The organism is Streptomyces sp. NPDC002446 (assembly GCF_053595675.1).
In genome coordinates this window covers 1-25,408 of the sequence record NZ_JBSFYC010000053.1, presented here as the reverse complement: position 1 = coordinate 25,408, position 25,408 = coordinate 1, and the positions used below count along the sequence as shown (strand labels likewise).

Annotated in this window: 28 protein-coding genes; 23 read left to right on the top strand and 5 right to left on the bottom strand. The window is 71.9% G+C overall.

What is annotated here, in order from left to right; all coding sequences use genetic code 11:
• The first annotated feature begins 181 nt into the window (after window positions 1-181).
• The 6 genes from rpsM to truA all read left to right on the top strand — a co-directional run bounded on the left by rpsM (window position 182) and on the right by truA (window position 4,482).
• On the top strand, window positions 182-562 hold the full coding sequence (gene rpsM, locus ACWD6P_RS26090; RefSeq protein WP_451446604.1) for a 30S ribosomal protein S13: 381 nt from the start codon (window positions 182-184) through the stop codon (window positions 560-562).
• Window positions 563-657: 95 nt separating this feature from the next.
• Window positions 658-1,062 (top strand): 30S ribosomal protein S11, encoded by a 405-nt coding sequence (gene rpsK / locus ACWD6P_RS26085; protein WP_004571845.1) that lies wholly within the window; start codon window positions 658-660, stop codon window positions 1,060-1,062.
• Between the two features lie 29 nt (window positions 1,063-1,091).
• Window positions 1,092-1,718 (top strand): 30S ribosomal protein S4, encoded by a 627-nt coding sequence (gene rpsD / locus ACWD6P_RS26080; RefSeq protein ID WP_451446603.1) that lies wholly within the window; start codon window positions 1,092-1,094, stop codon window positions 1,716-1,718.
• Window positions 1,719-1,851: 133 nt separating this feature from the next.
• Entirely contained in the window at window positions 1,852-2,874 is a 1,023-nt protein-coding gene (locus ACWD6P_RS26075; protein WP_003956430.1) for a DNA-directed RNA polymerase subunit alpha, read from the top strand.
• Between the two features lie 163 nt (window positions 2,875-3,037).
• Window positions 3,038-3,502 (top strand): 50S ribosomal protein L17, encoded by a 465-nt coding sequence (gene rplQ / locus ACWD6P_RS26070; RefSeq protein ID WP_451446602.1) that lies wholly within the window; start codon window positions 3,038-3,040, stop codon window positions 3,500-3,502.
• Between the two features lie 116 nt (window positions 3,503-3,618).
• Complete coding sequence (gene truA / locus ACWD6P_RS26065; RefSeq protein ID WP_451446601.1) at window positions 3,619-4,482, top strand: tRNA pseudouridine(38-40) synthase TruA; 864 nt, start codon at window positions 3,619-3,621, stop codon at window positions 4,480-4,482.
• 45 nt (window positions 4,483-4,527) lie between these two features.
• Here the strand turns inward: truA and ACWD6P_RS26060 are convergent, their stop codons facing one another.
• Window positions 4,528-5,394, bottom strand: a complete 867-nt coding sequence (locus ACWD6P_RS26060; RefSeq protein ID WP_451446600.1) for a hypothetical protein — start codon at window positions 5,392-5,394, stop codon at window positions 4,528-4,530.
• Window positions 5,395-5,450: 56 nt separating this feature from the next.
• Here ACWD6P_RS26060 and ACWD6P_RS26055 point away from each other — a divergent pair, with 56 nt between their 5' ends.
• The 4 genes from ACWD6P_RS26055 to glmM all read left to right on the top strand — a co-directional run bounded on the left by ACWD6P_RS26055 (window position 5,451) and on the right by glmM (window position 9,834).
• On the top strand, window positions 5,451-7,079 hold the full coding sequence (locus ACWD6P_RS26055; protein WP_451446599.1) for an ABC-F family ATP-binding cassette domain-containing protein: 1,629 nt from the start codon (window positions 5,451-5,453) through the stop codon (window positions 7,077-7,079).
• Window positions 7,080-7,321: 242 nt separating this feature from the next.
• Complete coding sequence (gene rplM, locus ACWD6P_RS26050) at window positions 7,322-7,765, top strand: 50S ribosomal protein L13 (protein WP_042155907.1); 444 nt, start codon at window positions 7,322-7,324, stop codon at window positions 7,763-7,765.
• 42 nt (window positions 7,766-7,807) lie between these two features.
• Entirely contained in the window at window positions 7,808-8,317 is a 510-nt protein-coding gene (gene rpsI, locus ACWD6P_RS26045) for a 30S ribosomal protein S9 (protein ID WP_451446598.1), read from the top strand.
• A 158-nt stretch (window positions 8,318-8,475) separates the two neighbouring features.
• A complete protein-coding gene (gene glmM, locus ACWD6P_RS26040; protein WP_451446597.1) occupies window positions 8,476-9,834 on the top strand; it encodes a phosphoglucosamine mutase in 1,359 nt (452 codons plus the stop codon).
• A 58-nt stretch (window positions 9,835-9,892) separates the two neighbouring features.
• Here glmM and ACWD6P_RS26035 read toward each other — a convergent pair whose 3' ends face one another.
• Together ACWD6P_RS26035 and coaA are read right to left on the bottom strand one after the other, a co-directional pair.
• Window positions 9,893-10,834 (bottom strand): DUF389 domain-containing protein, encoded by a 942-nt coding sequence (locus ACWD6P_RS26035; protein ID WP_451446596.1) that lies wholly within the window; start codon window positions 10,832-10,834, stop codon window positions 9,893-9,895.
• Window positions 10,835-10,848: 14 nt separating this feature from the next.
• On the bottom strand, window positions 10,849-11,838 hold the full coding sequence (gene coaA, locus ACWD6P_RS26030; protein ID WP_451446595.1) for a type I pantothenate kinase: 990 nt from the start codon (window positions 11,836-11,838) through the stop codon (window positions 10,849-10,851).
• 196 nt (window positions 11,839-12,034) lie between these two features.
• On the opposite strand from coaA, the gene ACWD6P_RS26025 reads away from it, so the two are divergent.
• The 9 genes from ACWD6P_RS26025 to ACWD6P_RS25985 all read left to right on the top strand — a co-directional run bounded on the left by ACWD6P_RS26025 (window position 12,035) and on the right by ACWD6P_RS25985 (window position 20,532).
• Window positions 12,035-12,313, top strand: coding sequence for a hypothetical protein (locus ACWD6P_RS26025; RefSeq protein ID WP_451446594.1), 279 nt, complete (start codon window positions 12,035-12,037; stop codon window positions 12,311-12,313).
• Window positions 12,314-12,338: 25 nt separating this feature from the next.
• A complete protein-coding gene (glmS, locus tag ACWD6P_RS26020) occupies window positions 12,339-14,186 on the top strand; it encodes a glutamine--fructose-6-phosphate transaminase (isomerizing) (RefSeq protein WP_451446593.1) in 1,848 nt (615 codons plus the stop codon).
• Entirely contained in the window at window positions 14,183-14,551 is a 369-nt protein-coding gene (locus tag ACWD6P_RS26015; protein WP_451446592.1) for a holo-ACP synthase, read from the top strand. The genes glmS and ACWD6P_RS26015 overlap by 4 nt, the downstream gene beginning before the upstream one ends.
• 11 nt (window positions 14,552-14,562) lie before the next feature.
• Window positions 14,563-15,987 (top strand): NAD(P)H-hydrate dehydratase, encoded by a 1,425-nt coding sequence (locus ACWD6P_RS26010; RefSeq protein WP_451446591.1) that lies wholly within the window; start codon window positions 14,563-14,565, stop codon window positions 15,985-15,987.
• Window positions 15,988-16,105: 118 nt separating this feature from the next.
• On the top strand, window positions 16,106-16,993 hold the full coding sequence (locus ACWD6P_RS26005) for a L,D-transpeptidase (protein WP_451446590.1): 888 nt from the start codon (window positions 16,106-16,108) through the stop codon (window positions 16,991-16,993).
• Window positions 16,994-17,052: 59 nt separating this feature from the next.
• Window positions 17,053-18,258 carry an alanine racemase gene (gene alr / locus ACWD6P_RS26000; RefSeq protein ID WP_451446589.1) on the top strand — a complete coding sequence of 402 codons (1,206 nt, stop codon included), beginning with the start codon at window positions 17,053-17,055 and terminating at the stop codon, window positions 18,256-18,258.
• On the top strand, window positions 18,255-19,607 hold the full coding sequence (locus tag ACWD6P_RS25995; RefSeq protein ID WP_451446588.1) for an alpha/beta fold hydrolase: 1,353 nt from the start codon (window positions 18,255-18,257) through the stop codon (window positions 19,605-19,607). Before alr ends, ACWD6P_RS25995 begins: the two co-directional genes overlap by 4 nt.
• Window positions 19,608-19,665: 58 nt before the next feature.
• Complete coding sequence (gene tsaE / locus ACWD6P_RS25990) at window positions 19,666-20,187, top strand: tRNA (adenosine(37)-N6)-threonylcarbamoyltransferase complex ATPase subunit type 1 TsaE (protein ID WP_451446587.1); 522 nt, start codon at window positions 19,666-19,668, stop codon at window positions 20,185-20,187.
• Between the two features lie 135 nt (window positions 20,188-20,322).
• Window positions 20,323-20,532, top strand: coding sequence for a hypothetical protein (locus tag ACWD6P_RS25985; RefSeq protein WP_451446586.1), 210 nt, complete (start codon window positions 20,323-20,325; stop codon window positions 20,530-20,532).
• A 42-nt stretch (window positions 20,533-20,574) separates the two neighbouring features.
• Here ACWD6P_RS25985 and ACWD6P_RS25980 read toward each other — a convergent pair whose 3' ends face one another.
• Window positions 20,575-21,144 carry a L,D-transpeptidase gene (locus ACWD6P_RS25980; protein WP_451446585.1) on the bottom strand — a complete coding sequence of 190 codons (570 nt, stop codon included), beginning with the start codon at window positions 21,142-21,144 and terminating at the stop codon, window positions 20,575-20,577.
• Window positions 21,145-21,232: 88 nt separating this feature from the next.
• Between ACWD6P_RS25980 and tsaB the strand changes: the two genes are divergently transcribed.
• From tsaB to ACWD6P_RS25960, 4 genes are all read left to right on the top strand, one after another.
• Entirely contained in the window at window positions 21,233-21,892 is a 660-nt protein-coding gene (gene tsaB / locus ACWD6P_RS25975; RefSeq protein ID WP_451446584.1) for a tRNA (adenosine(37)-N6)-threonylcarbamoyltransferase complex dimerization subunit type 1 TsaB, read from the top strand.
• A gap of 80 nt (window positions 21,893-21,972) precedes the next feature.
• Complete coding sequence (gene rimI, locus ACWD6P_RS25970; RefSeq protein ID WP_451446616.1) at window positions 21,973-22,446, top strand: ribosomal protein S18-alanine N-acetyltransferase; 474 nt, start codon at window positions 21,973-21,975, stop codon at window positions 22,444-22,446.
• Window positions 22,447-22,451: 5 nt separating this feature from the next.
• Window positions 22,452-23,597: a tRNA (adenosine(37)-N6)-threonylcarbamoyltransferase complex transferase subunit TsaD gene (gene tsaD, locus ACWD6P_RS25965; RefSeq protein ID WP_451446583.1), complete on the top strand. Its 1,146-nt coding sequence runs from the start codon at window positions 22,452-22,454 to the stop codon at window positions 23,595-23,597.
• A 105-nt stretch (window positions 23,598-23,702) separates the two neighbouring features.
• Entirely contained in the window at window positions 23,703-24,068 is a 366-nt protein-coding gene (locus ACWD6P_RS25960; protein ID WP_451446582.1) for a hypothetical protein, read from the top strand.
• Between the two features lie 6 nt (window positions 24,069-24,074).
• On the opposite strand, the gene ACWD6P_RS25955 is transcribed toward ACWD6P_RS25960, so the two are convergent.
• Window positions 24,075-25,280 (bottom strand): class I SAM-dependent methyltransferase, encoded by a 1,206-nt coding sequence (locus ACWD6P_RS25955; protein WP_451446581.1) that lies wholly within the window; start codon window positions 25,278-25,280, stop codon window positions 24,075-24,077.
• Window positions 25,281-25,408 lie beyond the last annotated feature (128 nt).

The following is a 25,408-nucleotide window of genomic DNA, read 5'->3' as shown; positions in this document are numbered from 1 at the left end:
CACGCCGACCACCTGCAATTTCGCAGTTCGCGCGACGCAAGCACACATGTACATAAGCAGAGCCCGTCCGGCCTGACGGCCGACGACACCTCCGGCGGGGGCCGGGGACCCAGAACGTACCTGGTACGGCGGCTGGGAGCGGCTTTGTGGAAGACCCCCGAATCAACACAGGAGCCATTGAATGGCACGCGTTTCAGGTGTTGACATCCCGCGTGAAAAGCGCGTGGAGGTCGCCCTCACCTACGTTTTCGGCATCGGCCGCACGCTGGCGCAGCAGACGCTCGCCGCGACCGGTGTGAACCCCAACACCCGCGTTCGTGACCTGCCCGAAGAGGACCTGGTCAAGATCCGCGAGTACGTGGACGCCAACCTCCGCACCGAGGGTGACCTCCGTCGCGAGATCCAGGCCGACATCCGCCGCAAGGTCGAGATCGGCTGCTACCAGGGTCTGCGTCACCGTCGCGGTCTGCCGGTGCACGGTCAGCGCACCAGCACGAACGCTCGTACCCGCAAGGGTCCGCGTCGCGCGATCGCCGGCAAGAAGAAGCCGGGCAAGAAGTAGTCCTCAGCAGGACGCACGTGTGTTCTGGGGGATGCCCCCCAGAACCCCCCAAGCGGTCTTCGCTGTAGGACCGACCACCTCCACGGGAGTAATGAATGCCTCCGAAGGGCCGTACGGCCGGCGCCAAGAAGGTGCGCCGCAAGGAGAAGAAGAACGTCGCCCACGGGCACGCTCACATCAAGAGCACGTTCAACAACACGATCGTCTCGATCACCGACCCGACCGGGAACGTGATCTCTTGGGCCTCTGCCGGCCACGTCGGCTTCAAGGGCTCGCGCAAGTCCACCCCCTTCGCCGCGCAGATGGCCGCCGAGTCGGCCGCCCGCCGCGCGCAGGAGCACGGCATGCGCAAGGTTGACGTCTTCGTCAAGGGCCCGGGTTCCGGTCGCGAGACCGCCATCCGTTCGCTCCAGGCGACCGGCCTCGAGGTCGGCTCCATTCAGGACGTCACCCCCACCCCGCACAACGGATGCCGCCCGCCGAAGCGCCGGCGCGTCTGACGCACTGAGGTAACGGAGACAACTGGAAAATGGCGCGTTACACCGGGGCCGACTGCAAGCGTTGCCGTCGGGAGAAGCAGAAGCTCTTCCTCAAGGGGAGCAAGTGCGAGAGCGCGAAGTGCCCGATCGAGATCCGTCCTTACCCCCCGGGTGAGCACGGTCGCGGGCGCACCAAGGACAGCGAGTACCTGCTCCAGCTTCGTGAGAAGCAGAAGTGCAGCCGTATCTACGGTGTCCTTGAGAAGCAGTTCGTGAACTACTACAAGGAAGCGAACCAGAAGACCGGCAAGACCGGTGAGAACCTTCTGCGCATCCTTGAGACCCGTCTCGACAACGTGATCTACCGGGCCGGCTTCGCCAAGTCCCGGGACCACGCCCGTCAGCTGGTCCGTCACGGACACATCACCGTGAACGGCCGCAAGACCGACATCCCGTCGGCTCGTGTGGCAGTGAACGACATCATCGAGGTCCGCGAGAGCTCTCGGAACCTGACCCCCTTCGAGGTGGCCAAGGCCGAGGCCGGCGAGAAGACGGTTCCGGCCTGGCTGGAAGCGATTCCGTCGAACCTCCGGATCCTGGTGCACAGCCTGCCCGAGCGCCCGGTGATCGACACCCAGGTGCAGGAGCAGCTGATCGTCGAGCTTTACTCGAAGTAAGGCTCGTCGGCTCTACTCAGGTAAGAGCTGGCCGGTGTGGGCGGTACGGGGCCGATGGCGCCGTACCGCCCGTACCCTTGTCAGTACAGCGGGCGTCAAATAGCGGGCGCCCACGACTGAAGGATCGAAACACATGCTGATCGCTCAGCGTCCCTCTCTGACCGAAGAGGTCGTCGACGAATACCGCTCCCGGTTCGTGATCGAGCCGCTGGAGCCGGGCTTCGGCTACACCCTCGGCAACTCCCTGCGTCGGACCCTCCTGTCCTCGATCCCGGGTGCGGCGGTCACGTCCATCCGTATCGACGGTGTCCTGCACGAGTTCACCACCGTGCCGGGCGTCAAGGAGGACGTCACCGACCTGATCCTCAACATCAAGCAGCTGGTCGTCTCCTCGGAGCACGACGAGCCGGTCGTGATGTACCTGCGCAAGCAGGGCCCGGGTCTGGTCACCGCCGCCGACATCGCCCCGCCGGCCGGTGTCGAGGTGCACAACCCCGACCTGGTCCTCGCCACGCTCAACGGCAAGGGCAAGCTGGAGATGGAGCTGACCGTCGAGCGCGGTCGCGGCTACGTCTCCGCCGTCCAGAACAAGCAGGTCGGCCAGGAGATCGGCCGTATCCCGGTCGACTCCATCTACTCGCCGGTGCTCAAGGTCACCTACAAGGTCGAGGCGACCCGTGTCGAGCAGCGCACCGACTTCGACAAGCTGATCGTCGACGTCGAGACCAAGCAGGCCATGCGGCCGCGCGACGCCATGGCGTCCGCCGGTAAGACGCTGGTCGAGCTGTTCGGTCTGGCGCGCGAGCTCAACATCGACGCCGAGGGCATCGACATGGGCCCGTCCCCGACGGACGCCGCGCTCGCCGCCGACCTGGCGCTGCCGATCGAGGAGCTGGAGCTCACGGTCCGCTCGTACAACTGCCTCAAGCGTGAGGGCATCCACTCCGTGGGTGAGCTCGTGGCGCGCTCCGAGGCGGACCTGCTCGACATCCGCAACTTCGGTGCGAAGTCGATCGACGAGGTCAAGGCGAAGCTGGCCGGTATGGGCCTGGCGCTGAAGGACTCGCCTCCCGGCTTCGACCCGACCGCCGCGGCTGACGCGTTCGGCGCCGATGACGACGCGGACGCCGGTTTCGTCGAGACCGAGCAGTACTGAGAGCTCGGGACCGACGGTCCGATTCTGGCTGCCGATCCGCTGTGGCGGGTCGCGCAGTTCCCCGCGTCCCTTAGGGGGCGCGGGGTCTCCGACGGGCGACCGCCTGCTCGGATACTGACTCCGGTACCTGATACGGCCGGGGCAGACACCTAGGAGAAACACCATGCCGAAGCCCGCCAAGGGTGCCCGTCTGGGCGGCAGCGCCGCGCACGAGCGTCTGATGCTGCGCAACCTGGCCACCTCGCTCTTCGAGCACGGTCGCATCACCACGACCGAGGCCAAGGCCCGTCGTCTGCGTCCGTACGCGGAGCGTCTGGTGACCAAGGCGAAGAAGGGCGACCTTCACAACCGCCGTCAGGTCATGCAGCTGATCTCGGACAAGAGCGTCGTCCACACGCTCTTCACGGAGATCGCGCCGCGCTTCGCGGAGCGTCCGGGTGGCTACACCCGCATCACCAAGATCGGTAACCGTCGTGGCGACAACGCCCCGATGGCGGTCATCGAGCTGGTCGAGGGCGAGATCGCCAAGAAGGCGACCGTCGCCGAGGCCGAGGCCGCGGCCAAGCGCGCGGTGAAGGAGTCCGAGGCTGCTGCCGAGGCTCCGGCCGAGGAGTCGAAGGACGCCTGAGCTCCGCGCAAGCGGAGGTGATCAGGACGCCTGAGGCGCTGCCTGGCTGTGAGCGGGTCCGTCCCTTCGGGGGCGGGCCCGCTTCGCGTTTCCGTGGGACTGAGAGGATTGCTTGCGTGAGTGACGAGGTGGAGCCCGGGTATGTCCGGGTGCGGCTGGACCTTTCCTATGACGGCAAGGACTTCTCCGGGTGGGCCAAGCAGGCCCGCGGGCAGCGGACCGTCCAGGGGGAGATCGAGGACGCGCTGCGTACCGTGACGCGGTCGTCGACGACGTATGAGCTGACCGTGGCCGGGCGGACGGACGCCGGGGTGCATGCGCGGGGGCAGGTCGCCCATGTGGATCTGCCGCTGGAGATCTGGGGCGAGCACCGAGGGAAGCTGCTCAAGCGGCTCGCCGGGCGGCTGCCCAAGGACGTGCGGGTGTGGGCCCTGCGGGAGGCGCCCAGCGGTTTCAACGCCCGGTTCTCCGCGATCTGGCGGCGGTACGCCTACCGGGTCACCGACAACCCGGGCGGCGTCGATCCGCTGCTGCGCGGCCATGTGCTGTGGCACGACTGGCCGCTCGACGTGGACGCCATGAACGAGGCGGCCCGGTCGCTGCTGGGCGAGCACGACTTCGCGGCGTACTGCAAGCGGCGGGAGGGCGCCACCACCATCCGTACGCTCCAGGAGCTGAGCCTTGCGCGCGGCGCGGACGGGATCATCACGGCGACCGTGCGGGCGGACGCGTTCTGCCACAACATGGTGCGTTCGCTGATCGGCGCGCTGCTGTTCGTCGGCGACGGGCACCGCCCGCCGGAGTGGCCCGGGAAGGTGCTGGCGGCCGGCGTACGGGACTCCGCGGTGCATGTCGTACGGCCGCACGGGCTGACGCTGGAGGAGGTCGGCTACCCGGCCGACGAGCTGCTGATGGCCCGCAACAAGGAGGCGCGGAACAGGCGGACCCTGCCGGGGGCGGCCGGGGGCGGCTGCTGCTGAGCGGGCCCGGTGGTGGCGCTGCCGGGGGCGGCGCCACCGGGGGCGTCAGGACTGGCCGGCCTTCTTCTGGGCTTCCTTGAGCTGCCGCTCGGCGGCCTTGGCGGCCTGGTCCCTGCCTCGCTGGGTGATCCGCGCGAAGGCGTAGGAGCCGGCGTCCCGGGCGATCTGCTGGGCCTTGGTCTCGGACGTGACGACGTCCTTGCCGTTGAGGTAGCCGGCGATGGTGAAGTAGGCGTAGCGGCCGGTGGCGTTGGACGCCATCCGGCACTTGTGGCCCTGGCAGAAGTCCGAGGGGACGCCGTTGCCGGGCAGCGGCATCAGGTTGGTCTTCGCCTCGTTCATGACCTTGGTGGCCTTGGCGGGGGAGTCGAAGACCGCGATGCCGACGGTGACCGCGACGCCGCCCTTGGCGTACGTGGCGCGCACCAGCTGCTTGCAGCCGTTGTGGGAGAGCGAGGAGACCAGCGCGCCCTGGGCGGCGGCGGTGCAGTCCTTGGTGGTGGCGGTGTTCGTGCGCGGGTAGCTGCGCCCGCCGATGATCATGCTCTTCTGTGCGAAGAGGGTGGCCGGGGTGAGCGGCGCGGTGTCCTTCTTCGGGTCGGAGATGTAGTCCTGCGGGTTGGGCGGGGGCGGTACGGAGACCTCGTCGAAGGACGGCTTGTCCTCCGGCTCCGCGGCCTGGCCGGACGAGGTGGGGGCCGCCGTCGGGCCGCCCGTCGAACCGCTGCCGCCGGTCATGACGGCGGCGGTGACGATGCCGGCCACGGCGAGGCCCGCCAGGGCGCTGCCGCCGATCCATATCCAGCGTTTGCGGCGGGCCCGTGCCTCGCTCTCCTCGGCGAGCGCGTCCCAGTCAGGAGTGGACGATGATCCCCCGGGGCCGTCGAAGGGCCCGCCTTGCCCGAAACTCATGCCGCGCATCCTAATGCGGTTGGTAGAAGGCGTGGAGGCGGGTCACAATCCCGCCCATGGGACATCTTGAGGCCGGCCATCTGGAGTACTACCTGCCGGACGGGAGGGTCCTGCTGGGGGATGTGTCCTTCCGGGTCGGGGAGGGCGCGTCGGTCGCGCTGGTGGGGGCCAACGGTGCCGGCAAGACGACGCTGCTGCGGCTGATCGCGGGCGAGCTGCAGCCGCACGGCGGGGCGGTGACGGTCAGCGGCGGGCTCGGTGTGATGCCGCAGTTCGTGGGGTCCGTACGGGACGACCGTACGGTGCGTGACCTGCTGGTTTCCGTGGCGCAGCCGCGGATTCGCCAGGCCGCGGCGGCGGTGGACGCGGCCGAGACGGCGATCATGACCGTCGATGACGAGGCCGCGCAGATGGCCTATGCGCAGGCGCTCAGCGACTGGGCCGAGGCGCGGGGCTACGAGGCCGAGACGGTCTGGGACATGTGCACGATGGCGGCGCTGGGGGTGCCGTACGAGAAGGCCCAGTGGCGGCAGGTGCGCACGCTGTCCGGGGGCGAGCAGAAGCGGCTGGTGCTGGAGTCGCTGCTGCGGGGCACGGACGAGGTGCTGCTGCTGGACGAGCCGGACAACTATCTGGACGTGCCGGGCAAGCGGTGGCTGGAGGAGCAGCTGCGCACGACCCGTAAGACGGTGCTGTTCGTCTCCCACGACCGGGAGCTGCTGGCCCGCGCCGCGGAGAAGATCATCAGCGTCGAGCCGGGTCCTGCGGGCTCCGACGTATGGGTGCACGGCGGCGGCTTCGCCACGTACCACGCGGCGCGCAAGGAGCGCTTCGCCCGCTTCGAGGAGCTGCGGCGGCGCTGGGACGAGAAGCTCGTCCAGCTCAGGCAGCTGGTGCACACGCTCAAGAACAAGGCGGCGTACAACGACGGCCTCGCCTCCCGCTACCAGGCCGCCCAGACCAGGCTGCGGAAGTTCGAGGAGGCCGGGCCGCCGCCGGAGCCGCCGCGCGAGCAGGACATCACGATGCGGCTGCGCGGCGGGCGCACCGGCGTACGGGCGGTGACCTGCGAGGACCTGGAGCTGACGGGCCTGATGAAGCCCTTCTCCCTGGAGATCTTCTACGGCGAGCGGGTCGCGGTCCTCGGCTCCAACGGCTCCGGCAAGTCGCACTTCCTGCGTCTGCTGGCCCAGGACACCGACCGGCCCGTCCCGCACACCGGCACCTGGAAGCTGGGCGCCCGCGTCGTCCCCGGTCACTTCGCGCAGACGCATGCGCACCCCGAGCTGATGGGCCGCCCGCTGCTGGACATCCTGTGGACCGAGCACGCCAAGGACAAGGGCCAGGCCATGTCCGCGCTGCGCCGCTACGAGCTGGAGAAGCAGGCCGAGCAGCGCTTCGAACGGCTCTCCGGCGGCCAGCAGGCCCGCTTCCAGATCCTGCTGCTGGAGCTGTCGGGCAGCACGGCCCTGCTGCTGGACGAGCCGACCGACAACCTGGACCTGGAGTCGGCGGAGGCGCTGCAGGAGGGGCTGGAGGCGTATGAGGGGACGGTGGTGGCGGTGACGCACGACCGGTGGTTCGCGCGGTCCTTCGACCGGTTCCTGGTCTTCGGCGCGGACGGGGTGGTGCGGGAGACGGCGGAGCCGGTGTGGGACGAGCGCCGTGTGGCGCGGGAGCGGTAGGAGAAGGGGCGGTCCCGGGCCGGCCGGGGGGCGTTTTGACCCCGCTGGGGACGGCCCGGTATTCTGCTGGTTCGTTATGCGTATTGGCTTGCTCTATCTCACGTGAGGGGCCCTTACGCCGGTCCACCGGGCCGATGACCAGCGGCGGACGATCGGGTTGCGTCACCCGTAGTGCCGCCCTGCTGTGTGATCAGCCAGGGGACCAGTACAGGACCCATTCACTCAGAAGCGAAGGCTAAGACGTGCGTACGTTCAGCCCCAAGCCCGGCGATGTCCAGCGCCAGTGGCACATCATTGACGCGCAGGACGTTGTCCTGGGCCGTCTGGCCAGCCAGGCCGCGTCCCTCCTGCGGGGCAAGCACAAGCCGGTGTACGCCCCTCACGTTGACATGGGTGACTTCGTCATCATCGTCAACGCCGACAAGGTGCACCTGTCCGGCAACAAGCGGACGCAGAAGATGGCTTACCGCCACTCCGGCTTCCCGGGTGGTCTGCGCTCGGTCCGCTACGACGAGCTCCTCGACAAGAACCCCGAGAAGGCCGTCGAGAAGGCCATCAAGGGCATGCTCCCCAAGAACACCCTCGGCCGTCAGATGCTCTCGAAGCTGAAGGTCTACGCGGGCGCCGAGCACCCGCACGCTGCGCAGCAGCCGGTCCCGTTCGAGATCACCCAGGTCGCGCAGTAAGTCCGGCCACCCCCTAAGACGACAGAGAATCTGAGGAGCATCGTGGCTGAGACCACCCCCGAGACCCCGCTGGACGAGGTTGAGGTCGAGGAGTACACCACCGAGACCGAGGTCGTGGAGTCGGAGTACACCTCCGAGTCCCTCGCGTCCCGCTTCGGCGACCCGCAGCCGGCCGCCGGCCTGGGCCGTCGCAAGAACGCCATCGCCCGCGTCCGGATCGTCCCGGGCACCGGCCAGTGGAAGATCAACGGCCGCACCCTCGAGGGCTACTTCCCCAACAAGGTGCACCAGCAGGAAGTCAACGAGCCCTTCAAGGTGCTCGAGCTCGACAACCGCTACGACGTGATCGCCCGCATCGCCGGCGGCGGCATCTCCGGCCAGGCCGGTGCGCTGCGCCTGGGCGTCGCCCGTGCGCTGAACGAGGCGGACGTCGAGAACAACCGCCCCGCGCTGAAGAAGGCCGGGTTCCTCAAGCGTGACGACCGTGCGGTCGAGCGCAAGAAGGCCGGTCTGAAGAAGGCCCGTAAGGCGCCGCAGTACAGCAAGCGCTAATCGCGCTCGCTGCAGCATGCAGCTGCGCGAACGCCCCGGTGGCACCTCCGTGCTGCCGGGGCGTTCGGCTATCCGGTACCAGGGGCGTATATCTGAAGCCAGGGGCGTATACCTGGATTCAAAGCTCTGGTCCAAGCTCGACAACTCGGAGGACACCAGTGGGACGACTCTTCGGCACGGACGGTGTGCGCGGCGTCGCCAATGCGGACCTGACGGCGGAGCTGGCGCTCGGCCTGTCGGTCGCTGCGGCGCATGTACTGGCCGAAGCGGGGACGTTTGAAGGGCACCGGCCGGTGGCGGTGGTCGGGCGGGACCCACGGGCGTCGGGGGAGTTCCTGGAGGCGGCGGTCGTCGCCGGGCTGGCGAGCGCTGGTGTGGACGTTCTGCGGGTGGGCGTGCTGCCGACCCCGGCCGTCGCGTATCTGACGGGTGCGCTGGGCGCGGACCTCGGGGTGATGCTCTCCGCGAGCCACAACCCGATGCCCGACAACGGCATCAAGTTCTTCGCCCGCGGCGGCCACAAGCTCGCCGACGAGCTGGAGGACCGGATCGAGCGGACCTACCGCGCGCACAGCTCCGGCGAGCCGTGGGAGCGGCCCACCGGCGCGGGCGTCGGGCGGGTCACCGTGTACGACGAGGGCTTCGACAACTACGTCGCGCATCTGGTGGGCGTACTGCCCAACCGCCTGGACGGGCTGAAGATCGTCATCGACGGTGCGCACGGCGCGGCGGCCCGCGTCTCGCCCGAGGCGTTCGCCCGGGCCGGCGCGGAGGTCGTCACCCTCGGTACCGAGCCCGACGGTCTGAACATCAACGACGGCTGCGGCTCCACCCACCTCGAGCAGCTGCGCGCGGCCGTCGTCGAGCACGGTGCCGCCCTGGGTGTCGCCCACGACGGCGACGCGGACCGCTGCCTGGCCGTGGACCGGGACGGCAACGAGATCGACGGCGACCAGATCCTGACCGTCCTCGCGCTGGGCATGCGCGAGGCGGGCACGCTGCGCAAGAACACCGTCGTGGCCACCGTCATGTCCAACCTGGGCTTCAAGCTGGCCATGGAGCGCGAGGGCATCGACCTCGTGCAGACCGCGGTCGGCGACCGGTACGTCCTGGAGGAGATGAAGGCGCACGGCTTCGCGCTGGGCGGCGAGCAGTCCGGGCACGTCATCGTGCTCGACCACGCCACCACCGGTGACGGCACGCTGACCGGTCTGATGCTGGCGGCCCGGGTCGCCGCCACCGGCCGTTCGCTGGCGGAGCTGGCGGGCGCCATGGAGCGGCTGCCGCAGATCCTCATCAACGTCCCCGACGTCGACAAGTCGCGGGTGGCCAGCTCGCCGGAGCTGACGGCGGCGGTCGCCGAGGCGGAGCGCGAGCTGGGGGCCACCGGCCGGGTGCTGTTGCGGCCCTCCGGCACGGAGCCGCTGGTCCGCGTCATGGTGGAGGCGGCGGACATCGAGCAGGCGCGGGCGGTGGCGGAGCGGCTGGCTGACGCGGTGAAGCGAGCGTTGGGCTAGGCCCTGACCCATCGGACAGGCCCTAGCGGTCGGTCCGTTGCCTCGGCCCGTCGCCGGATCACCGGCGGCGGGCCGCGTGCCTTTCGTGCCGGGCCCACAGCAGCTTCTGTGTCGCCAGGGTCAGTGAGCCGGCGACGATGATGCCCGCCAGGTTCAGCAGCAGCTGTTCCATGGAGTGCCAGGCCTGGCCGTACTCCGTGTAGCCGAGGGCGACCGCGGCGTTGGCGGCGGCCGGGACGGTGGTCACGGAGATCGCCACGCCGACCAGCGCGCCCGATTTGGCGGAGGTCAGCGAGAGCACCCCGGCGACACCGGCCAGGACGGCGACGACGAAGGAGAACCAGTCGGGCCGGTAGATGAAGTTGGTGTTCGGCCGTTCGGCTTCCAGCGCCTCGACGTGGAAGAGGCCGACCGCGTCCATGAAGAGGCTGAAGCCGACGGTCACCGCCATGGCCACCGCGAACCCGACGAGCAGCGCCTGCGCCGAGCGCCAGGCCAGCCGTGGCGCGCGCTGGACGAGCGCGGTGCAGATGCCGGCCAGCGGACCGAACTCCGGCCCCACGGCCATCGCGCCGACGATCAGGATCGCGTTGTCCAGGACCACACCGCAGGCCGCGATCATCGTGGCGACCGTCAGGAACGCCAGATAGGTGGCCGAGAGGGTGGATTCCTCGTGGGTGGCGTCGGTCAGCGACTCCCACAGCACGGCGTCGGCGCCCTCGCCCGGCGCCTCGTCCTCCGCGCGGTCCGCACGCAGGGACAGCGAGAGGTCGATGTTCTCGATCGCGATCGAACCCGTCTTGTCCAGCTCCATCGCCCGCAGCGCGGCAAGCAGGCCGTCCCCGGCCTCCCGGGCGACGTCGCACAGCACCACATCGCCCTGCGGATCCCGGGCGGCCCCGCTCAGCACCGCCAGGTGCGTGGTCCCGACGGTCGTCTCCAGCAGGCGCAGGACGTCGTCCGTACGGTCGGCGGGAACGATCAGACGCAGATGCAGCACGGGGTCCGGCCTCCCTAGAGTTTGCGCAACGACAGCCGCTGCACCTTGTGGTCGGGGCCCTTGCGCAGCACCAGGTTCGCGCGGCCGCGCGTCGGGGCGACGTTCTGCTGCAGATTGGGCTTGTTGATGGTCCGCCACATCATGCGGGCGTAGTCCAGCGCTTCCTCCTCCGACACCTGGGTGTACTTGCGGAAGTACGAGAACGGGTTCTGGAAGGCGGTCTCGCGCAGCTTGCGGAAGCGGCCGAGGTACCACTGCTCGATGTCCTCGGTGCGGGCGTCGACGTAGACGGAGAAGTCGAAGAAGTCGGCGAGCCCCAGGCGGGTGCGGCCGTCCTTGCCGGGCAGCGCCGGCTGCAGCACGTTGAGGCCCTCGACGATGAGGATGTCGGGGCGGTGCACGGTCAGCCGCTCGCCGGGCACGATGTCGTAGATCAGGTGCGAGTAGACGGGGGCGGTGACCTCCGCCCGGCCGGACTTCACGTCCGCGACGAAGCGGGTCAGGGCGCGGCGGTCGTAGGACTCCGGGAATCCCTTACGGGACATCAGACCGCGCCGGTGCAGCTCGGCGTTGGGGAAGAGGAACCCGTCGGTGGTCACCAGCTCGACGCGCGGATGCTCGGGCCAGCGGGCCAGCAGCGCCTGCAGGAGGCGGGCGGTGGTGGACTTGCCGACCGCGACGCTGCCGGCCACCCCTATGACGAACGGGGTGCCGGGCTGGGAGCCCTGGCCGCCGCCCGCGTCGCCCAGGAAGGTGTTCAGCGCGCCGCGCAGATTGCTCGTCGCGCCGACGTAGAGGTTGAGGAGCCGGGAGAGCGGGAGGTAGACGTCGCGCACTTCGTCGAGGTCGATGACATCGCCCAGACCGCGCAGCCGTTCGACCTCGTCGGCCGTCAGGGGCAGCGGGGTCTTCTCCCTCAGGGCGCTCCACTGCGCGCGTGTCAGATCGACGTACGGCGAGCTGTCGGCGCGGCGTCGTTGCTGCGGATCGGTCGTCAGGGGCACGCGCCCATTGTGCGCAGCCGACACACGCCGTTCATCTCGGGGTGGCCGACCGGGGCGTCGGGGCGGGGTTGTGGCAGTCGGGGCGGGCTTGGGTGCTTCACTACCTGCGTGTCTGTACCCGAGCGATTTTGCCCGGTACGGTCGGCGGCGGGGAAGCGGTCCGGTGTGCGGGCCGCGGACGAGACAGGGGGCGCGGTTGCGAGCGCGTAAGGCGGGTCTGCTGCGAGCGCGGGCCTGGGGGAAGAGCACGGACACGGCGGGCGAGCAGCGGCCGGACGCCGCCCCGGACGGCTTCGCCGCACGGGTCTACGCCGAACTGACCGAAGACCTTCCGGACGAGGACCTCGGCGAGGACCTGGCCGACTTCCTGGAACGCTACGAGCCGTCCAGCGGCCCGGGGGCGGACGAGGAGGCCGACGAGGAGTTCCTGGAGACGGTGCGCGAGGCACAGCACCGGATAGCGCGCGGGTATTGATCTGCGGGCGTCGTAGGCTGCCTCCATGTGCGGAATCGTGGGATATGTGGGCGGGCAGAGCGCCCTTGACGTCGTGCTGGCCGGGCTGAAGCGGCTGGAATACCGCGGATATGACTCGGCGGGGGTCGCGGTGCTGGCCGACGGGGGGCTGGCGGCGGCGAAGAAGGCCGGGAAACTCGCCAATCTGGAGAAGGAACTGGCGGACCGTCCGCTGCCGACCGGGTCGACCGGGATCGGGCACACCCGCTGGGCGACCCACGGCGGGCCCACCGACGAGAACGCGCATCCGCATCTGGACAACGCGGGGCGGGTCTCGGTCGTGCACAACGGCATCATCGAGAACTTCGCCGGGCTGCGCAGGGAACTGACCGACCGCGGGCACGAGTTGGCGTCCGAGACGGACACCGAGGTCGTCGCGCATCTGCTCGCCGAGGCCTACTCGTCGTGCGGCGAGCTGGCGGAGGCGATGCGGCAGGTGTGCCGGCGGCTGGAGGGCGCGTTCACGCTGGTCGCGGTGCATGCGGACGAGCCGGACGTGGTGGTCGGGGCGCGGCGGAACTCGCCGCTGGTGGTCGGCGTGGGCGACGGCGAGGCGTTCTTGGCCTCGGACGTGGCGGCGTTCATCGCGCACACGCGCGAAGCGGTCGAGCTGGGGCAGGACCAGGTCGTGGAGCTGCGCCGGGACGCGGTGACGGTCACCGACTTCGACGGCGCGCCCGCGGAGGTCCGCGAGTACCACGTCGACTGGGACGCGTCGGCCGCCGAGAAGGGCGGCTACGACTACTTCATGCTCAAGGAGATCGCCGAGCAGCCCAAGGCCGTCGCGGACACGCTGCTGGGCCGGATCGACGCCTCGGGGGTGCTGTCCCTGGACGAGGTGCGGATCGCGCCGGAGGTGCTGCGCGAGGTCGACAAGGTCGTCATCGTGGCCTGCGGGACGGCGTACCACGCGGGGATGATCGCCAAGTACGCGATCGAGCACTGGACGCGGATCCCGTGCGAGACGGAGCTGGCGAGCGAGTTCCGCTACCGCGACCCGATCCTGGACCGGCGGACGCTGGTGATCGCGATCAGCCAGTCCGGCGAGACCATGGACACCCTGATGGCGCTGCGGCACGCGCGCGAGCAGGGCGCGAAGGTGCTGGCCATCTGCAACACGAACGGCTCGACCATTCCGCGCGAGTCGGATGCCGTGCTCTACACGCACGCCGGGCCCGAGGTCGCGGTGGCGTCGACGAAGGCGTTCCTGACCCAGCTGGTGGCCTGCTACCTGGTGGCGCTGTACGTCGCGCAGGTGCGGGGCACGAAGTGGGGCGACGAGATCCGGGACGTGGTGCGCGAACTGGCCGCCATCGGCACCCAGGTCGAGGAGGTGCTCGGCACGATGGAGCCGGTGCGGGAGCTGGCGCGCGGGCTGGCCGACAAGAACACCGTGCTCTTCCTCGGGCGGCACGTGGGCTACCCGGTGGCGCTGGAAGGCGCGCTGAAGCTGAAGGAGCTCGCGTACATGCATGCGGAGGGGTTCGCGGCGGGGGAGCTCAAGCACGGGCCGATCGCGCTGATCGAGGACGGTCTGCCGGTCGTGGTGGTGGTGCCGTCGCCGCGTGGGCGGTCGGTGCTCCACGGCAAGATCGTGTCGAACATCCAGGAGATCCGGGCCCGGGGGGCGCGGACGATCGTGATCGCGGAGGAGGGGGACGAGGCGGTGGTGCCGTACGCGGACCACCTGGTACGGATTCCGCGTACGCCCGTGCTGCTGCAGCCGCTGGTGTCCACGATCCCGCTGCAGGTCTTCGCCTGTGAGCTGGCCACCGCCCGCGGCAACGAGGTCGACCAGCCGCGCAACCTCGCCAAGTCGGTGACGGTGGAGTGATCATCGGGGTGGGGATCGATGTCGCCGAGATCGACCGCTTCGGCGCGGCGCTGGACCGTACGCCGGAGCTGGCGCACCGGCTGTTCATCGAGTCGGAGCTGATGCTGCCGAGCGGTGAGCGGCGCGGGGTCGCCTCCCTTGCGGCGCGGTTCGCCGCCAAGGAGGCGGTGGCCAAGGCGCTGGGCGCGCCGGCCGGGCTGCACTGGACCGACGCCGAGGTGTACGTCGAGGACAGCGGGCGGCCGCGGCTGCGGGTGCGGGGCACGGTCGAGGCGTGCGCACAGGCGCTGGGTGTGCGGTCGTGGCATGTGTCGCTGAGCCATGACGCGGGGGTTGCTTCCGCCGTGGTGATCGCCGAGGGGTGAGACTTGAGGGCATGAGGACTGCCTACCGTGTCGATACCGTACGGGCCGCCGAGCAGGAGCTCATGGCCCGGTTGCCCGAAGGGGCCCTGATGCAGCGGGCGGCGGCCGGACTGGCCGTCGCCTGCGGGGAGTTGCTGGGGCGGGTGTACGGCAGCCGGGTGGTGCTGCTGGTGGGCAGCGGGGACAACGGGGGTGACGCGCTGTACGCCGGTGCCCGGCTGGCGCGGCGCGGCGCCGGTGTGGTTGCGGTGCTGCTTGCGCCCGAACGGGCGCACCAGGGCGGGCTCGCCGCGCTGCGCCGGGCCGGGGGCCGGGTCTCGGACGATGCGCTGCGCGACATCGCCTGGGCCGATCTGGTCGTGGACGGGATCGTGGGGATCGGCGGGCGCGGCGGGCTGCGCCCCGAGGCGGCCCGACTCGCGCGGGCGGCACGGGAGTCGGCGCTGGTCGTGGCGGTCGATCTGCCCAGCGGGGTGGACGCGGACAGCGGTGAGGCGGACGGGGAGACCGTACGGGCCGATGCCACGGTGACGTTCGGCGCGTACAAGCCGGGGCTGCTGATCGATCCGGCGCGGGAGCGGGCGGGCGCGCTGCGGCTGGTGGACATCGGGCTCACGCTGCCCGCGGCGGCCGAGGCCGAGGCTCTGCAGCACGCGGACGTGGCGGAGTTGCTGCCGCGTCCGTCGGCGGAGAGCGACAAGTACCGGCGGGGGGTGGTCGGTGTGGTCGCCGGGTCCGCGCGGTATCCGGGGGCGGCGGTGCTGGCGGTGGCCGGTGCGCTGCGCGGCGGCGCCGGGGCCGTGCGGTACGTCGGGCCGGCCGCGGACGCGGTGCTGGCGCGCTTTCCGGAGACGCTGGTGCACGCCGGGCCGCCGCACAGGGCGGGCCGGGTCCAGTCGTGGGTGATCGGGCCGGGCATCGGGGACGAGTCGGATGCGCTGGAGGACGTACTGGCGTCGGACGTGCCGGTGCTGGTGGACGCCGACGGGCTGCGGCTGCTGACGCCGCAGCGGGTCCGCCGGCGCATGGCCGCAACGCTGCTGACCCCGCACGCCGGGGAGGCGGCGGCGCTGCTCGGCCGGGGCCGGGAAGAGGTCGAGGCGGCCCGGCTCGCGTCCGTACGGGAGCTGGCGGCGCGCTACGGCGCCACGGTGCTGCTCAAGGGCTCGACGACGCTGGTCGCGGCCGCGGACGGACCGGTGCGGGTCAACCCCACGGGGACCGGCTGGCTGGCCACGGCCGGGAGCGGGGACGTGCTGTCGGGGGTGTGCGGGTCGCTGCTCGCCGCCGGGCTCACGGCACCTGACGCGGGGTCCGTCGGCGCCTATCTGCACGGCCTCGCGGCGCGCCGGGCCGCCGGGCCGGACGGCGCGCCGATTCTCGCCTCCCAGGTCGCGGACCATCTGGACGCCGCCTGGCGGGATGTGACGGGCTGACAGCTGCCGGGCCTGCGCCCCCGCGGCGTTACGCCCGGCGGGGGAAAGAGGCGGGCACCAGGGCGAAACCGGCCCCGGGGCGGGCGGTGCGGCGGCCCGGTCGCGGCATCGTGAGGGCATGAAACGCTCCTTGGTGGCGCTGCTGGTGTGCGCCTCGCTGCCCGCTCTGGCCGGACTTCCCGAGGCGGCCGCCGCGCCCTCGCCGGCCGCGCACGCGGACTCCGACCTGGTGCCGGGTGTCCTGCCCGGCCCGCAGCGGCCCGAGCCGCGCGATGCGGCGCGCGCGGCGGAGGTGTCGGAGGTGTCGGAGGCGTCGGAGCGTACGGCGCAGGGCCCGCTGTCGGGGCGGCCCGGAGGGCGGCAGCTGCACATGGAGGCCGTACCGCCGTCCGAGGCGGGGCTGGAGACCCGGGAGGAGGGCTACTGCAGCGAGTCCACCGGGCCCTTCCAGCAGCAGGCCGAGCGCTATCTGCGGCGGGCGGCGGACGGGCGGCAGAGCGAGGAGGACTGCCGGGCGATCCGGCGCTTCCAGCAGGAGCACCACATCGCCCCGGCGACCGGCTTCGCGGGGCCGGTGACCGGCGCGGTGGTGCGGCTGATGCGGGCCAGGAAGGACCCCAACCGGGCCGGGCACTGTCCCGACCGCCGCGAGCGGACCGTGTGCGTCGATCTGAACCGGCAGCTGCTGTGGGTGCAGCAGGGCGGGCGGGTCGTCTTCGACCCGGTGGCGATCCGGTCCGGGCAGCCGAAGCGGGAGACCCGTACCGGTACGTACCGGATCTACCTGCGGAAAAGGGCCCACACGTCGAACCTCTACCACACGCCGATGCCGTTCGCGCAGTTCTTCGACGGCGGGGAGGCGCTGCACGGTGTCTACGACGACGTCTACCAGGGGGCCGGCTCGCACGGCTGCATCAACATGGCGTGGACGGACGCCAGCAGACTGTGGGACGTCCTCAAGACGCGCGATGTCGTGCACGTATGGGGGCGGAAGCCCAGCGGGTGAGGACGGTTTCGGCGCCGGTCCTCCCGGGTGCCACGGCGTCGCCTGCGACACTGAGGGGGATGAACGAGACAGCGAAGCGCGCCCGTGCCGCCATCGACCTCGCCGCCGTGCGGTCGAACGTCCGTGCACTGCGGGACCGCGCACCCCGGGCAGAGCTGATGGCCGTGGTCAAGTCCGACGGCTACGGGCACGGAGCGGTGCGCTGCGCGCGCGCCGCCCGTGAGGCCGGTGCGGGCTGGCTGGGCACAGCGCTGCCCGAGGAGGCGTTCGCGCTGCGCGCGGCCGGCGACACCGGGCGGCTGATGTGCTGGCTGTGGACGCCGGGCGGGCCCTGGCGCAAGGCCGTCGAGCAGGACATCGACGTCTCGGTGAGCGGGCTGTGGGCGCTGCGCGAGGTGAGTGCCGCGGCGCGGGCCTGCGGCCGCACCGCCAGGGTCCAGCTCAAGATCGACACCGGTCTGGGCCGCAGCGGCTGCCAGCCTGCCGACTGGGCGGAGCTGACCGCTGCGGCCCGCGCCGCCGAGGCCGCCGGCGCACTGACCGTCACCGGCGTCTGGTCGCACTTCGCCTGCGCCGATGAGCCCGGCCACCCCTCGATCGCCGCCCAGCTCACCGCCTTCCGGGAGGCGCTGGGGACCGCCGAGGCGGCCGGGCTGCGCCCCGAGGTGCGGCACATCGCCAACACCCCGGCGCTGCTCACCCTCCCCGAGGCGCATTTCGACCTGGTCCGTTCCGGTATCGGCGTCTACGGCATCTCGCCCAGCCCCGAGCTCGGCACCCCCCAGGACTTCGGGCTGCGGCCCGTGATGACCCTGGAGGCCTCGCTGGCGTCGGTGAAGCGGACCCCGGGCGGCCACGGCGTGTCGTACGGGCACCGGTACACCACGCCCGGGGAGACCACCCTGGCGCTGGTCCCGCTCGGCTACGCCGACGGCATCCCGCGGCACGCCTCGGGCACCGGCCCGGTCCTGGTGGCCGGGAAGTGGCGGACGGTCGCCGGGCGGATCGCGATGGACCAGTTCGTGGTCGACCTCGGCGGCGACAGCGCGGAGGCGGGAGATCCGGCCATTGTCTTCGGTCCGGGGGACCGCGGTGAGCCGACCGCGGAGGACTGGGCCCGCGCGGCCGGAACCATCGGCTATGAAATCGTCACACGCATCGGAAGCCGGGTGCCGCGCGTCTATGTGGACAGCGGCATACGGAACGGAGCGGAAGAAGCCGAAGAAGCCGAAGGAGACACCGCGCTCACGGGGGGTACCGCATGACCGAGGGCAAGGAGGCCGCCGCGCAGGCGGTCGAGCACGCCGCCGAGGCGGCGGCCGAGGCAGTCAACAACTGGGCCAGGGCGGGCCGGCACGCGGGCTTCGCCGGCGCCGCGATCGGCGTGGTCGCGGCGGGCGCCGCGGCCGGTGTGGCGATAGAGCGGATGACGGTCGGCCGCGGCATGCGGCGCCGCGCCCGGCTCGCGCTGGACGCCGCGGGACCGTACGGCACGCTGCGCGGCACACCGGGCGCGGCGATCGCCGAGGACGGCACCGAGCTGTACTACGAGGTCGACGAGCCGGGCGGCGACGGGGACCGGCCCGAGCGGGACGGCCGGCCGGGCAAGGGCGCCGCCGGGCACGGCCGCAGCACCAAGCACGACCGGTCCGCCAAGCCGCCCCGCGGCAAGGAGGCCCGCGCCGTGCAGGAGGCCCAGGGCGGCCTGCGCAAGCGGCTGACGGCGGCGCTGGGGCGGCGCTCGGCGGCCCCCACGGTCGTCTTCAGCCATGGTTACTGCCTCAGCCAGGACTCCTGGCACTTCCAGCGCGCGGCGCTGCGCGGCACGGTGCGCACCGTGCACTGGGACCAGCGCAGCCACGGCCGCTCGGCGCGCGGGCACGGCCAGATCGACGGCACGGAAGAGGTCACCATCGACCTGCTGGGCCGGGATCTGAAGGCGGTGCTGGACGCAGCGGTGCCCGAGGGGCCGATCGTGCTGGTCGGGCACTCCATGGGCGGGATGACGGTGATGGCGCTGGCCGACCAGTTCCCCGAGTACGTCGCGGAGCGGGTGGTCGGCGTGGCCCTGATCGGCACGTCCGCGGGCCGGCTCAGCGAGGTCAGCTACGGGCTGCCGTCGATGGGCATGAAGGCCTTCCACTGGCTTGCGCCGGGCGTGCTCAGGGCGCTCGGCTGGCAGCACGAGATCGTCGAGCGGGGCCGGCGGGCCACCGCCGATCTGTTCGCCGGGCTGATCAAGCGGTACTCGTTCGGGTCGCCCGAGCAGGTGGACCCGGGCATCGCGCGGTTCGGCGAGCGGCTGATCGAGGCGACCCCGATCGATGTGGTCGCCGAGTTCTTCCCGGCGTTCGCGGTCCATGACAAGACCGAGGCGCTGGTGGCGTACGACGCGGTGCCCGCGCTGGTGCTCGCCGGGGAGAACGACCTGATCACCCCCGCCGACCACAGCCGGACGATCGCCGAGGTGCTGCCCGACGCGGAGCTGGTGTGCGTCCCGGGCGCCGGCCATCTGGTGATGCTGGAGCGGCCGGAGCTGGTCAACGAGCACCTGGTGTCGCTGGTGGAGCGGGCGAGCGCGGCGGCCCGCAGCTCACGGCACGCGCGGGCCTGACGGCGCGGGACGCAGCGGTGTCGTTGCGGGCCGGTGGTCGGGCCGTACCATTTGCGGCATGAGCTCCACCGGCGCGATTGCCCATGTCACTGTCAAGTCCCCCGACCAGATGCAGGAGTTGGGCCGCAGGCTGGCCCCGCTCCTGCGCCCCGGCGACCTGGTGCTGCTCACCGGTGAGCTGGGCGCCGGCAAGACCACGCTGACCCGCGGCCTGGGCGAGGGCCTGGGCGTGCGCGGCGCCGTGACCTCGCCCACCTTCGTCATCGCCCGGGTGCACCCCTCGCTGACCGGCGGCCCCGCGCTGGTGCACGTCGACGCCTACCGCCTCGGCGGCGGGCTGGACGAGATGGAGGACCTGGACCTCGATGTCTCGCTGCCGGAGTCGGTGGTGGTCGTGGAGTGGGGCGAGGGCAAGGTCGAGGAGCTGTCCGACGACCGGCTGCACGTCGTGATCGGCCGCGCGGTGGGCGCCGATGCGCCGCACCCGGAGGAAGAGGTGGACGACGTGCGCGAGGTGACGGTCACCGGCCTGGGCCCCCGGTGGTCGGGCACCGAGCTGGACGGTCTGCTCGTCCCGTAGTTTCCGACAAGCCGTCGGTAAGATGTTGCGCAGCCGGTACCGCGCGTGGTGACATGGGTGGAGACCCTCAGTTAGGTCAGCCTAAGTAGCGAGCCTAGCTTCTGTCGCTTGCCCCAGGAGCCCCGGGAGGCGTCCATGTCCGCCCACCAGCACGATGCGCGCGAGACGCCGACGATGAACGAGCTGCTGGCGGCGTGTGCCGCGGCCAACGCCGTCTCCACGCCCCCTGACGCCGCCGAGGAAGCCCGTGCGCCCCGCAAGGGCAAGCCCGCCGGACCCGCGGACGGGCCCGCCGCGGAGGGCGGGGACCGGCCCGCGTCCACCCGGGGACGCGACGCCGCGTAGCCCGTAAGGACCAAGAAGCAGCGGGGCCGGGGCGGCGCGCGGTCAGGAGACCACGACGACCTTGGTGCCCTGCAGCGCGAAGTCCCAGATCGCCTTGCCGTCCTCCCGCGACGTGCGGATGCCCCCGGTCCGCTTCGACGAGTCCGGGTCGGGCCGGGAACCGTCGACGGCCGCGCTGAAGCCGACGGTGACGCTGTTGACGACGGCGAACCGCACGACGTGCTCGATCGCGATCCCGTCCGAGCCCGTGACGCTCACCGACCGCGAGCCGACCTTGTACGTGCCCAGCGGCGGGCTCACCGTGCTCGGCGCGACCGTGAACGTACGCAGCGCCCGGTCCTTCGCGCCGACCAGCCAGACCCGCTTGCCGCCCAGCGAGTAGACGACCCGCTGGCCCTCGCCGGAGGAGGCGGGGACCGCGACCGGGGCCGGCGCCTTGTCCTTCTTGCCGGGCCGGTCCGCGCTGCCCTTGGGCGCGCCGTGGTGGCCTTCCTTGCGGACCTGGGCGAGGGTGTCCGGGGCGGACGCCGCGGCCTGGTACCCGAGGAAACCGACCACGGCGACGGCGGCCGCGGTCAGCGCGGTGACGATCGTGCTGCTCTTAGCGGGCACCGCTGTGCCACCTTTCGTACGTTCCCCTGCTTCGGGGCGACGGTAGCAGGGGACGGGGCACCACCGGCCGCGCCGTAGGCTTGAGGACGTGCTGCTGCTAGCTCTTGACACCGCCACCCCCGCCGTCACCGTCGCGCTCCATGACGGAACGGACGTCCTCGCCGAGTCCCGCGACGTGGACGCGCGCCGGCACGGCGAGCTGCTGCTGCCCGCCGTCGACCGGGTGCTGGGCGCGGCCGGCCGGAAGCTCGCCGAGGTCAGCGACATCGTGGTCGGGGTGGGCCCCGGGCCCTACACCGGTCTGCGGGTCGGCCTGGTGACCGCCGACACGTTCGGGGCGGCGCTCGGCGTCCCCGTCCACGGCCTGTGCACGCTGGACGGCCTGGCCTACGCCTCCGGGCTGACCGAGCCCTTCGTCGTGGCCACCGACGCCCGCCGCAAAGAGGTCTACTGGGCGCGCTACGCCGATGCCCGCACCCGGCTGACCGAACCGGCCGTCGACCGCCCCGCCGACATCGCCGACCAGGTGGCCGGCGTCCCGGCCGTGGGCGCGGGCGCGGTGCTCTACGACACCGTCTTCACCGGCCTGCGGCGCGAGGGCCCCGAGCACCAGTCCGCCGCGGCCCTCGCCGCGCTGGCCGCCGAGAAGCTGGCCGCGGGCGAGGAGCTGCTGCCGCCGCGGCCGCTGTACCTGCGCCGCCCGGACGCCCAGGTGCCCGCCAACTACAAGGTGGTCACCCCGAAGTGAGCGCCCGCCCGTCGCCCGACCACCGCCCCTCATCGGCGCCGCTGCGCGACGGCACCCCTCGATCCGCTGCGCTGCGCGAGATGCGCTGGTGGGACATAGCGCCGGTGCTGGAGCTGGAGCGCGCGCTGTTCCCCGAGGACGCCTGGTCGGCCGGCATGTTCTGGTCGGAGCTGGCGCACGCCCGCGGCCCGTTCGCCACCCGCCGCTATCTGGTCGCGGAGCTGGGAGGCCGGATCGTGGGCTACGCCGGCCTGGCCGCCATCGACGGCACCGGCGACGTCCAGACCATCGCCACCGCCCGCGACCAGTGGGGCACCGGCCTCGGTGCCCGGCTGATGACCGAACTCCTCGGCGCCGCAACGGACTTCGAGTGCCATGAGGTGCTGCTTGAGGTGCGGGTCGACAACCTCCGCGCCCAGCGCCTCTACGAGCGCTTCGGCTTCGAGCCGATCGGCTTCCGCCGCGGCTACTACCAGCCCGGCAACATCGACGCCCTCGTGATGCGCCGCACCACCCAGACCTCCTCCGAAGCACCCTCCGTACAAGGAACTTGAGAATCATGGCTGACTCACGCGGCGGACCGCTCGTCCTCGGCATCGAGACCTCCTGCGACGAGACCGGCGTCGGCATCGTCCGCGGCCACACCCTCCTCGCCGACGCGGTCGCCTCCAGCGTCGACGAGCATGCGCGCTTCGGCGGAGTGGTGCCGGAGGTGGCCTCCCGGGCCCATCTGGAGGCGATGGTCCCCACCATCCAGCGGGCGCTGAAGGAGGCCGGGGTCGCACCGAGCGACCTGGACGGCATCGCGGTCACCGCCGGACCGGGCCTGGCCGGTGCGCTGCTGGTCGGCGTCTCGGCGGCCAAGGCGTACGCCTACGCGCTCGGCAAGCCGCTCTACGGCGTCAACCACCTCGCCTCGCACATCTGCGTCGACCAGCTCGAACACGGCCCGCTGCCCGAGCCCACGATGGCCCTGCTGGTCTCCGGCGGCCACTCCTCCCTCCTCCTCGCCCCCGACATCACCTCCGACGTACGGCCGCTGGGCTCGACGATCGACGACGCGGCGGGCGAGGCCTTCGACAAGGTCGCGCGGGTGCTCAACCTGGGCTTCCCGGGCGGCCCGGTCATCGACCGCTACGCCCGTGAGGGCAACCCCGACGCGATCCGCTTCCCGCGCGGTCTGACCGGCCCCCGCGACCCCGTCTACGACTTCTCCTTCTCCGGCCTGAAGACGGCCGTGGCCCGCTGGATCGAGGCCAAGCGGGCGGCCGGTGAGGAGGTGCCGGTCGCGGACGTCTCGGCGTCCTTCCAGGAGGCGGTCGTCGACGTCCTGACCCGCAAGGCCGTACGGGCCTGCAAGGACAACGGCGTCGAGCATCTGATGATCGGCGGCGGGGTGGCGGCCAACTCCCGCCTGCGGGCCATGGCCGCACGCCGCTGCGAGGACGCGGGCATCACGCTGCGCGTGCCCCGCCCCAAGCTGTGCACCGACAACGGCGCGATGGTCGCGGCCCTGGGCGCGGAGATGGTGGCGCGCGGGCGCGCGGCCTCGCACTGGGACCTGTCCGCGGACTCCTCGCTCCCGGTCACCGAACCGCATGTGCCCGGCGCCGCCCCCGAGGACGAGCCCGCGCACCACCATCACGGCCACGGCCACAGCCATGACCACGTCCACGAGACGAGCAAGCAGAACCTCTACTCGTGACGGCTTTCTGAGGATCGGTGACAAGCGCCGCCTCCTCCGGCCCCGCGTCCGCCCCGAGGTCTTACCCTGGAGCGGCACCGGGCGCGCGTGGGGAGGCGGCAGGCTGTGGACTGGTTCTGGTGGGTCTTCATCTTCTTCATGGCGGGCGGCTTCGCCAAGGTCGCCGACACCGCCCGTACGGCCCTGCGCACCCGCCACGAGCGCAAGATGGAGCGCCTGGAGTCCGCCCGCAAGGAGCGGCAGGAGCTGGCGGCCGCGCACAAGCCGCCGGAGCCGGTGTGCGGCTGCACCCACCACCTCGCCAAGCATGACAAAAAGGGCAAGTGTCATGAGCGGGTGGAGGTCGCGGTCGCCTGGGACGCCGACCACAAGCCGGTCCAGTACGAGGCCGGCCAGTGCACCTGCCAGCAGTACGTCGGCCCGCAGCCGCTCTCCCAGATCTACGCCGAGGACCTCACCGACCTGGCGTGAGACCGGTCAGCGCGCGTCGGCCGGGTGCCCCAGCAGCATGGTGGGGGCGCCGGCGACCCGGGTGAGGAAGATGGTGCAGGAGTTGCCCCCGCCGCCCAGCTTCAGCTTCTTGCGCAGCTCCTCGGGCTCGACCGCCGAGCCACGCTTCTTGATCACCGCGATGCCGACCGCGCGCTCGCGCAGCAGCGCCTTGAGCTTCTTGACGTTGAACGGCAGGACGTCGGTGATCTCGTACGCGGTGGCGTACGGAGTCGGGCGCAGCGCGTCCGCGGTGACATACGCGATGGTCGGATCGATCAGGTGCCCGTCGACCTGCCGGGCGACGTCCGCGACGAGATGGGCGCGGATGACGGCGCCGTCCGGCTCGTACAGATAGCGGCCCACGGGACCCGGCTCGGGGTCGGGCAGGCCCGCGCCGAGCAGCGAGTCACCGGCCGGCAGAAGCGTCGCGCGGCGGGCGCCGGGCGCCGGACCGGGCGCGCCGGGGGACTTCGCGAACCACAGCACCGCCTCCTTCACCTCGCCCCCGTCGGAGATCCACTCCGTCTCGGCGTCCTCGGGCAGCGCCTCGTGCGGCACCCCCGGCGCGATCTTCAGCGCCGCGAACGGGGCCGTACGGGCCGCCTCGACGGCCCAGGACAACGGCGGCGAGTACGCCTCCGGGTCGAAGATCCGGCCGCCCCGCACCTTGCTCCGCCGCGCCGGATCCACGAACACCGCGTCATATCCGGCGGTGTCCACCTCCGCCACCTCCGCGCAGCGCACCTCGATCAGCTCCGCGAGCCCCAGCGCCTCGGCGTTCGCCCGCGCCGCCGCGCAGGCCAGCGGGTCGCGGTCGACGGCCAGTACGCGGATTCCGGCCCGCGCCAGCGCGATCGCGTCGCCGCCGATTCCGCAGCACAGGTCGGCGAGCGTACGGACGCCCAGCGCGGCGAGCCGCTCCGCGCGGTACGCGGCCACCGTGGCGCGGGTGGACTGCTCCACCCCGCCCGGCGTGAAGTACATCCGCCCGGCGTCGGCCCCGAACTTCGCCGCGGCCCGCTGCCGGAGCCGCGCCTGGCCGAGCGCGGCGGAGACCAGCGGGGCCGGGTGGTCCCGGCGCAACCGGGTGGCCGCCGCCAGCTCGTTGGCGGGGTCGTGGTCCCGCAACTCGTCAAGGAGCGATTGCCCCTCCGGGGCGAGGAGAGCGTCGAAGGTGTCGAGGTCGGTCACGAAGCCATTGTCTCTTCCCACGTTTTTGGCTGGCCCGCCGTGGGGGTTTGTCGCCGTTGCGCCTGCGGCGGGCGGTGCCGCTGCGCGGGGCTGTTCGGCTGCCGGTGACGGTCCTCCGGGGCCTGGTG

Excerpts from the sequence above, each read along its gene's own strand:
- tsaD (WP_451446583.1), top strand. The coding sequence starts at position 22,452 with ATGGCTGACTCACGCGGCGGACCGCTCGTCCTCGGCATCGAGACCTCC.
- ACWD6P_RS26010 (WP_451446591.1), top strand. The coding sequence starts at position 14,563 with ATGAGGACTGCCTACCGTGTCGATACCGTACGGGCCGCCGAGCAGGAG.
- ACWD6P_RS25985 (WP_451446586.1), top strand. The coding sequence starts at position 20,323 with ATGTCCGCCCACCAGCACGATGCGCGCGAGACGCCGACGATGAACGAG.
- rimI (WP_451446616.1), top strand. The coding sequence starts at position 21,973 with ATGCGCTGGTGGGACATAGCGCCGGTGCTGGAGCTGGAGCGCGCGCTG.
- rpsM (WP_451446604.1), top strand. The coding sequence starts at position 182 with ATGGCACGCGTTTCAGGTGTTGACATCCCGCGTGAAAAGCGCGTGGAG.
- rpsK (WP_004571845.1), top strand. The coding sequence starts at position 658 with ATGCCTCCGAAGGGCCGTACGGCCGGCGCCAAGAAGGTGCGCCGCAAG.
- glmS (WP_451446593.1), top strand. The coding sequence starts at position 12,339 with ATGTGCGGAATCGTGGGATATGTGGGCGGGCAGAGCGCCCTTGACGTC.
- rplQ (WP_451446602.1), top strand. The coding sequence starts at position 3,038 with ATGCCGAAGCCCGCCAAGGGTGCCCGTCTGGGCGGCAGCGCCGCGCAC.
- ACWD6P_RS26060 (WP_451446600.1), bottom strand. The coding sequence starts at position 5,394 with ATGAGTTTCGGGCAAGGCGGGCCCTTCGACGGCCCCGGGGGATCATCG.
- alr (WP_451446589.1), top strand. The coding sequence starts at position 17,053 with ATGAACGAGACAGCGAAGCGCGCCCGTGCCGCCATCGACCTCGCCGCC.
- ACWD6P_RS25995 (WP_451446588.1), top strand. The coding sequence starts at position 18,255 with ATGACCGAGGGCAAGGAGGCCGCCGCGCAGGCGGTCGAGCACGCCGCC.
- rpsD (WP_451446603.1), top strand. The coding sequence starts at position 1,092 with ATGGCGCGTTACACCGGGGCCGACTGCAAGCGTTGCCGTCGGGAGAAG.
- tsaE (WP_451446587.1), top strand. The coding sequence starts at position 19,666 with ATGAGCTCCACCGGCGCGATTGCCCATGTCACTGTCAAGTCCCCCGAC.
- ACWD6P_RS26055 (WP_451446599.1), top strand. The coding sequence starts at position 5,451 with ATGGGACATCTTGAGGCCGGCCATCTGGAGTACTACCTGCCGGACGGG.
- ACWD6P_RS26075 (WP_003956430.1), top strand. The coding sequence starts at position 1,852 with ATGCTGATCGCTCAGCGTCCCTCTCTGACCGAAGAGGTCGTCGACGAA.
- ACWD6P_RS26005 (WP_451446590.1), top strand. The coding sequence starts at position 16,106 with ATGAAACGCTCCTTGGTGGCGCTGCTGGTGTGCGCCTCGCTGCCCGCT.